This is a genomic window from Pseudomonas sp. BN414 (assembly GCF_029871275.1).
Taxonomy (GTDB): Bacteria; Pseudomonadota; Gammaproteobacteria; order Pseudomonadales; family Pseudomonadaceae; genus Metapseudomonas; species Metapseudomonas resinovorans_C.
The window spans coordinates 21272-28578 of record NZ_SSOL01000044.1; the positions used below are offsets into that span (position 1 = coordinate 21272).

Annotated in this window: 7 protein-coding genes and 1 rRNA gene; 4 read left to right on the forward strand and 4 right to left on the reverse strand. The window is 62.9% G+C overall.

What is annotated here, in order from left to right:
• The first annotated feature begins 91 nt into the window (after window positions 1-91).
• Together E8E95_RS08120 and E8E95_RS08125 are read left to right on the forward strand one after the other, a co-directional pair.
• Window positions 92-1171: a patatin-like phospholipase family protein gene (locus tag E8E95_RS08120; RefSeq protein WP_280349373.1), complete on the forward strand. Its 1080-nt coding sequence runs from the start codon at window positions 92-94 to the stop codon at window positions 1169-1171.
• A gap of 32 nt (window positions 1172-1203) precedes the next feature.
• Complete coding sequence (locus E8E95_RS08125) at window positions 1204-2100, forward strand: hypothetical protein (RefSeq protein ID WP_280349374.1); 897 nt, start codon at window positions 1204-1206, stop codon at window positions 2098-2100.
• Here the strand turns inward: E8E95_RS08125 and E8E95_RS08130 are convergent.
• From E8E95_RS08130 to hmpA, 3 genes are read right to left on the reverse strand one after another with little or no spacing between them, the layout of a single operon-like run.
• Window positions 2052-3242 carry an NnrS family protein gene (locus E8E95_RS08130; protein ID WP_280349375.1) on the reverse strand — a complete coding sequence of 397 codons (1191 nt, stop codon included), beginning with the start codon at window positions 3240-3242 and terminating at the stop codon, window positions 2052-2054. The two genes, E8E95_RS08125 and E8E95_RS08130, sit on opposite strands and share 49 nt — an antisense overlap.
• A complete protein-coding gene (locus tag E8E95_RS08135) occupies window positions 3229-3486 on the reverse strand; it encodes a transmembrane sensor/regulator PpyR (protein ID WP_280349376.1) in 258 nt (85 codons plus the stop codon). Before E8E95_RS08135 ends, E8E95_RS08130 begins: the two co-directional genes overlap by 14 nt.
• Before the next feature lie 56 nt (window positions 3487-3542).
• Window positions 3543-4724 carry an NO-inducible flavohemoprotein gene (hmpA, locus tag E8E95_RS08140; RefSeq protein ID WP_280349377.1) on the reverse strand — a complete coding sequence of 394 codons (1182 nt, stop codon included), beginning with the start codon at window positions 4722-4724 and terminating at the stop codon, window positions 3543-3545.
• A gap of 150 nt (window positions 4725-4874) precedes the next feature.
• Between hmpA and norR the strand changes: the two genes are divergently transcribed.
• Together norR and queD are read left to right on the forward strand one after the other, a co-directional pair.
• The gene (gene norR, locus E8E95_RS08145; RefSeq protein WP_280349378.1) at window positions 4875-6425 is read left to right on the forward strand and encodes a nitric oxide reductase transcriptional regulator NorR; all 1551 of its coding nucleotides are present in this window, start codon (window positions 4875-4877) and stop codon (window positions 6423-6425) included.
• 117 nt (window positions 6426-6542) lie between these two features.
• On the forward strand, window positions 6543-6899 hold the full coding sequence (queD, locus tag E8E95_RS08150) for a 6-carboxytetrahydropterin synthase QueD (RefSeq protein WP_036997744.1): 357 nt from the start codon (window positions 6543-6545) through the stop codon (window positions 6897-6899).
• 171 nt (window positions 6900-7070) lie between these two features.
• Here the strand turns inward: queD and rrf are convergent.
• Window positions 7071-7186, reverse strand: a 5S ribosomal RNA gene (gene rrf, locus E8E95_RS08155).
• Between the last annotated feature and the right edge of the window lie 121 nt (window positions 7187-7307).

Genomic DNA, 7307 nt, shown 5'->3' on the forward strand with positions numbered 1-7307 from the left:
TAAGACTTGGGAAGGATCATTCATACCCTGAAGAAGCTTGGCCTTGACGGGGTGGTCACTATAATCGCTGCCTTGCTTTCAGGAGCCCCGCATGAGCGCCATCCAGATCAAGTTCCCCGCCCTCACCCTGCGCGCCGGACGCCGCGCCCAGGCACACATTCGTGGGCAGGGCCTCAAGCCGGCCGACGTCGGCATCCTGCCGGGTGCGGCAGGCGGACCGAAGGCGCTGGGTATCCAGGGCCTGGACCTGGCGCTGTTCGGCGACTGGCTGCCGCGTGCACCACGTGAACGCGCACTGATCGGCGCCTCCATCGGTTCCTGGCGCTTCGCCAGCGCCTGCCTGCCTGACGCTGCCGACGGCATCCGCCGGCTGGGCGAGCTTTACACCAGCCAGCGATTCCCCAAGGGCGTGAGCATGGCGGAAGTCAGCCGCCTCTGCGGCCTGATGCTGGACGACCTGCTCCAGGGTCAGGACGCCCAGGTATTGGCCAACACCCATTACCGGCTGAACGTGGTGGTGGTGAAAAGCCACGGCCTGCTTGCCCATGACCGGCGCGGCGCCCTGGGCCTCGGACTGTCGTCGGTGATCGGCAGCAACCTGCTGGGCCGCCCGCATCTGGCACGGCATTTCGAGCGGGTCATTCTCCACGACGCGCGCCAGGCACCTCCGCTGGCAGCGCTGTCGGACTTCCCCTCGCGCTACCACACGCTGGACGCGAACAACCTGCGCCATGCCCTCCTCGCCTCCGGCTCAATCCCCATGGTGATGGAAGGTGTGCGGGATATCCCGGGCGCTGGGCCGGGCACTTACCGCGATGGCGGCCTCCTCGATTACCACCTGGACCTGCCCTACAACCCGGGCGGCGTAGTGCTCTATCCGCACTTCACCGACATGGTGGTACCCGGCTGGTTCGACAAGGGCCTGCCCTGGCGCAAGGGCGATGCGGAGCGGCTGCAAGACGTGCTGCTGATTTCTCCATCGCGCGAGTACCTGGCCACGCTGCCTCATGGCAAACTGCCAGATCGCAAGGACTTCAAGCGCTATCTCGGCGACGATGCCGGACGCGAACGCTATTGGCGCAAGGCCATGGCCGAAAGCCAGCGGCTGGGCGACGAGTTCCTCGAACTGGTGGACAGCGGGAAACTCGGGGAGCGCTTGCAGGACCTTTGACCTGAGACGCACGGAGCGAAAGGAGTACAGGGATGAAACTCGCGGTGGCCATCATCCATGGCATCGGCAACCAGCAGGACGCGCGCAACGTCGAGGGACAGCACACATTCGCCCAGGGACTGATCGCCGGGTTGCGCAAGAGACTGGGCGTAGAGGCCGAAGATGTCGCGTTCCAGTCGCTCTACTGGGCAAGCGTGCTGGACAAACGCGAGCTCGCCTACCTGGAGAAACTCGAACAGGAACCCGTACGTTGGCGCTGGATGCGTCGCATGGTCACCCTCTTCCTGGGTGATGCCAGCGGCTACCGCAAAGTCAGCCAGGCGTACGACAACACCTATGAGCAGGTCCACCAGTGCGTGCGCAACGGCCTCAATGCACTGCGCGCCAAGGTCGGGCCGAACACCCCGCTGGTGGTGCTCGCCCATTCGCTGGGCGGGCACATCATCTCCAACTACATCTGGGACCAGCAGAAGCTCAACGCCACCCCGAGCTGCCCGCGTGATCCTTTCCTCGCCATGGAAACCCTGGCCTGCCTGGTCACCTTCGGCTGCAACATTCCGCTCTTCACCTTCGCCTACGATCCGGTGCAGCCGATCCGTTTTCCGGGTCACTGCCTCGACGAACGCCTGACACGGGCCGCCCGCTGGCTGAACGTCTATGCACCGGCGGACCTGCTCGGTTACCCGCTGCGGCCGGTTCAGGGCTACGCCGCCGTGGTGCATGAAGACCGGCCGTTGGCGGTGGGGTCGTGGTTCCGCCGCCATACGCCCTTGAGCCACCTGGAGTACTGGAACGACGCGCGATTCCAGGACTACATCGCTCGCCACCTGCGCGACATGTTGAACGCTTGCCCGGCGCCGTATGGTGCGCCGGAACCGGATCAACCGGGCCTGCCATCCAACCTCGGTGTACACAGCAGCACCGCGTAGTACCTGAGGAACAAGGCAAAGGCGATTATCCAGCAAACCGCGGCCAGCCAGAGTGCTGCGGAGCCGGCCAGCGGCACCAGGATCACACGGGCGAGCGCTCCCAGGTTGAGCAAGGCGAAGGCCAATCCCATCACGGGTGACGGTTCCAGCGGCCGGCCACTGTGCCCCAGGCTCACCCGAGCGATCATTGCGAGGATCAATCCCCCCATCGCGCCAACACCCAATGCGTGCTGGGCCAGGCTCGGACTGGCCAGAATGCCCAGGTGCCAGGCGGCCAATCCCAATGGCGCCAGAGCCAACCAGGCGAAAGCCAGGTGCAACGGCCAGAGCAACACGACCCGCCAGATTCCGCCGTCGTACCAGCGCACGAGACGCAGCAGGTTTCCCAAGCCGAGGACTAAACAAGGAATGGCGAGCCACGGATCTGGCTGTAGCCCCATGCCGATAGCGAAGCTTGCAGCCAGCAGAACGCCACCCAGCAACATGCTCCAGTCCAGCCATGGCCAGGCCTTCACTTGCTGGGCACGTCCCAACCCACGCTGGGTGAAGAAGGGAATCACCCGACCGCCGATCAACCCCATCAGCGCAGCGATGAGCCAGAGGGCAGCCAGTACACCTTGGCGCTGCAGTGCATCGCTGCCGCTCGCAAGCCCCCAGAGCACCAGTGCATCGGCAGTCGCGAGCAAGGTCAGCACCACTACCACCGGGTAGTTGTTGCGCTGGCGCACACGCCAGAGGCTACGTCCCATCACGAAGGCGACAGCGGGCAGGAACGTCAGCTCGAGCGCAATCACCAGCGCTACCGGCGCCCCCATTAGCCATGCCAGTCGCGAGGCCAACCAGAGCATCGCCAACGCGGCCAGGGCAGGCCCGCGCAAACCGGGATTACCGGTCCAGTTTTGTACGGCGGTCAGCAGAAATCCCGCGATGATGGCGCCACCAAAACCGAACACCATTTCGTGCCGGTGCCAGGCGAGCCAGCCGCCGGTGGGCTGCCAGGCGCGGGTCTGGCCATGGAGCGCCAGGAGCCAGATCAGCACGGCCACCAGGGCGAAGGCCGTACCGAAGAGAAAGAAGGGACGGAAACCGAGACGCCAGAGCGGTCGGATCGCCAGTTCGCGGGAAGCATCAAGCAATTGCACAGGCCAGACCTCGCTCTTCCTTGCGCATTTGATACTGCGCAGTAAGGCGCATGACGTAGCCGAGCTTGATCAGGGTCGGCCCGAGGATAACCATTCCGTGTGCGCCGATGAGCAGCAGCAACCCCAGGTGAGCATCGAGGTAGTAAGCGCCGGCGATGCCCAGCACGAGCTGGAGCAGGCCGGCCCAGAGGAACAGATGAGACAGTTGCAGCAAACGCGGGGGGCATCCGAACAGACTGATCATGATCTTGCACTCCTCGGTTGAAGGCCCGGCGCCGCCTTGACGCCGGGCGGCTCAGGTCAGGCCTCCAGGGCGCTGGCCGGTCCAAAGAACTCGTAGTGGCATTGACGCTCGGGTACGCCCAGATCGCGCAGGTGCTTCTTCACCTGAGCCATGAAACCTTTCGGCCCGAGGAAGTACGCATCCACGTCGCGCTCGGCAGGCAGCCAGTCACCCAGTTGCTCGCGGCTGAGGAAGCCGGTCGCATCGGGCTGGTCAGCAGCATGGGGCTCGCTGTAGCAGAAGAAGCGGTTGAGCTGCGGGATGGCGGCTACCTTCGCGTCGATCCAGTCGCGGAAGGCATGCACGGCGCCATTGCGCGCGCAGTGGATGAAATGAATCGGCCGACCGCTTTCCTCTGCCGCTTCCAGCATGGCCAGTGCCGGGGTAATGCCCACGCCGGCAGTGATCAGCACCAGGGGCTTGCTGCTGGGACGAAGGACGAAGTCGCCAGCCGGGGCGAACAATTCGATGCGGTCACCCACGTGGAACTGGTCGTGCAGATAGTTGGACACCTGGCCGCCCTGCTCGCGCTTGACGCTGATGCGGTACTCGCGGCCGTTGCCGATTGCGGACAGCGAGTAGTTGCGGCGCACTTCCTCGCCATCCAGATTGAGGCGCAGGCCGATGTACTGGCCGGGGGTGAACTCCATCAGCTCGCCGCCATCTTCCGGGGCGAAGTAGAAGGAGGTGATTTCCGCGCTTTCCACTTCCTTACGTGCCAGGTGGAACCAGCGGGCGCCACGCCAGCCACCGGGGGCGGCTTCGCTGGCGGAGTAGATTTCCTCTTCGGCACCGATCAGCAAGTCAGCCAGTTGCTGGTAGGCAGCAGCCCAGGCTTCGATGACTTCATCAGTCGCCACTTCGGCGCCGAGTACCTCACGGATGGCGCGCAGCAGGCAGCTACCCACGATCGGATAGTGCTCGGGCAGCACCTGCAGGGCCACGTGCTTGTTGATGATCTTGCCTACCAGCGGGCCGAGGGCTTCGAGCTGGTCGATGTGACGGGCATACATCAGCACGCCGTTGGCGAGTGCGCGCGGTTGGTCACCGCTGGCCTGGTGGGCCTGGTTGAACAGCGGACGCACTTCAGAGTGTTCACCCAGCATGATCTTGTAGAAGTGACTGGTGAGCGCTTCTCCCCCAGTCTCCAGCAGGGGTACGGTGGATTTGACGATGGCACGTTGTTGGCTGGTGAGCATATGGACTCCGCTATCTGGGTTGTGTCTTTCTGCCTTTCCTATTCCAGCTTTCGTGCCAACTTTTTAATCCTTTAAAATCAATACGTTATACTTTTAAGTGTTCTTTTGACTACACTGCTCGACGAGTCATATCGACATACCGGAGTCATAATGACAACTCACCCATTCCTGCAGACACTGATCCCCTTGGTCAGCGATCTGTCCCGCGAGCTTCCCGAACGCGAACGCTATCGACGCCTCCTCGAAGCCCTGCGCGGGCTACTGCCTTGCGACGCCACTGCCCTGCTCCGCCTGGACGGCGATCAATTGGTGCCAATGGCGGTGGATGGTCTCAGTCAGGACACCCTGGGGCGGCGCTTCAAGGTTTCCGAGCACCCTCGACTACAGGCTCTGATGGATAACCGCGGCGTTACCCGCTTCCCCGCTGACTGCGGCCTGCCAGACCCTTACGACGGTCTGGTCGAGGGGCATCAGGAGCATCTGGAAGTCCACGATTGCATGGGCTGTTCGCTTTACCTGGATGACCGCCCTTGGGGTGTGCTGACGCTGGATGCCATGGACCCATCGCGGTTCGACGGGCAGGACCTGGAGGTGCTCGAAGGCTTCGCCAGTCTGGCTGCTGCAACGGTTAAAGCCACCGAGCGCATGGAAACCCTCACCCGCCGCGCCCAGGATGAACAACAGCTGGCGGAGGTCTATCGCCAGGCGGCTGGCCAGGTCCGCTCGCAGGAAATGATCGGCCAGAGCGCGGCACACAAAGCCCTGGTGGAAGAGATCAAGCTGGTGGGCGGCAGCGAGCTCACGGTGCTGATCAGCGGCGAAACCGGTGTCGGTAAGGAGCTGGTGGCCCAGTCCATCCACGGCCGCTCACTGCGCTCTCGACATCCGCTGATCAGCCTTAACTGCGCGGCCCTACCCGACACCCTGGTGGAGAGCGAACTCTTCGGCCATATCCGCGGCGCGTTCTCCGGCGCGGTGAATGATCGCAAGGGCAAGTTCGAACTGGCCGACGAAGGCACGCTATTCCTCGATGAGGTGGGCGAACTGCCCTTGGCGATCCAGGCCAAGCTGCTGCGCGTGCTGCAGAGCGGACAGTTGCAACGCGTGGGCTCGGATAGGGAGCACCGGGTCAACGTGCGCGTCATTGCCGCCACCAATCGCGACCTGGCGGAGGAAGTGCGCGCCGGTCGTTTCCGGGCGGACCTCTATCACCGGCTCAGCGTCTATCCCTTGCGCGTCCCTCCCCTTCGCGAGCGTGGCCGCGATGTACTGCTGCTGACAGGTTTCTTCCTCGAAGAGAATCGCGCGAGGCTGGGGTTGCGCAGCCTGCGCCTGAGCCAGGATGCCCAGGCAGCCCTGCTCGGTTATGACTGGCCCGGAAACGTGCGGGAGCTTGAGCACCTGATCGGACGCGCTGCCCTAAAGGCGCTGGCAGCGTGCGTCGAGCGACCGCGCATCCTCACTCTGACGGCCAGCGATCTCGCACTGCCGAGCAGCCAGCCGATTGTGGCCAGCAATGCGGTAGAAGCCCCCGTCATTGCAGCGGTAGGCGATCTGCGCGAAGCGGTTGATCAGTACCAGCGTCGGCTGATCATGGCCAGCCTGGAGAGCCAACAGCAGAACTGGGCCGCGGCAGCCCGCGAACTGGGGCTGGATCGAGCCAACCTGCTGCGCCTGGCCAAGCGGCTGGGAATCAAATGAAGGGCTAGCTCGTCCGACAGCGCCTGTCTTTTCGGTCAGGTGGTCGGAGAGCTGTTAAAATCGAGGCTTTCCTGCTTTGGCCAGGTCTCTGGCCGTCACTTCAAGAGCGTTACGTCTGTGGAAATCTTCAAGGAATTCATCTTCGAAGCCGCGCACCGGCTTCCTCACGTGCCCGCCGGCCACAAGTGCGGTCGCCTTCACGGCCACTCTTTCCGTGTGGCTATCTATATCGAGGGCGAGCCCGATCCCTATACCGGCTGGATTCGTGACTTCTCCGAGCTCAAGGCAATCTTCAAGCCGCTCTACGAGCAGCTCGATCACAACTACCTCAACGAAATCCCTGGCCTGGAAAACCCCACTAGCGAAGTCCTCGCCAAGTGGATCTGGCAGGAACTGAAGCCCCTGCTGCCGGAACTCTCCCGCATTCGCATCCATGAGACCTGCACCAGTGGTTGCGAGTACCGCGGCGACTGACAGCTCCAGAATGCAAAAAGGCCACCTTTATAGGTGGCCTTTTTCATGGGCGTGTATTTCGCGCTTTTGCTTCAAACGGCTCGAGTGGCTCGCATGGGCACGCCTCGAGAATTCCCGCGTACAAAGACAAACCCCCGAACCGTTTTCACGGATCGGGGGTTTGGGATAGAAGCTTGACGATGACCTACTCTCACATGGAGAAGCTCCACACTACCATCGGCGATGCGTCGTTTCACTGCTGAGTTCGGGATGGGATCAGGTGGTTCCAACGCTCTATGGTCGTCAAGCAATTCGGTTGGGATCTCGTCCTCAGACGCAATCCCGAAATCTATGGCTTTCACTAATAGACAAACCCCCGAACCGTTTTCACGGATCGGGGGTTTGGGATAGAAGCTTGACGATGACCTA

Excerpts from the sequence above, each read along its gene's own strand:
- E8E95_RS08120 (WP_280349373.1), top strand. The coding sequence starts at position 92 with ATGAGCGCCATCCAGATCAAGTTCCCCGCCCTCACCCTGCGCGCCGGA.
- E8E95_RS08125 (WP_280349374.1), top strand. The coding sequence starts at position 1,204 with ATGAAACTCGCGGTGGCCATCATCCATGGCATCGGCAACCAGCAGGAC.
- hmpA (WP_280349377.1), bottom strand. The coding sequence starts at position 4,724 with ATGCTCACCAGCCAACAACGTGCCATCGTCAAATCCACCGTACCCCTG.
- E8E95_RS08135 (WP_280349376.1), bottom strand. The coding sequence starts at position 3,486 with ATGATCAGTCTGTTCGGATGCCCCCCGCGTTTGCTGCAACTGTCTCAT.
- norR (WP_280349378.1), top strand. The coding sequence starts at position 4,875 with ATGACAACTCACCCATTCCTGCAGACACTGATCCCCTTGGTCAGCGAT.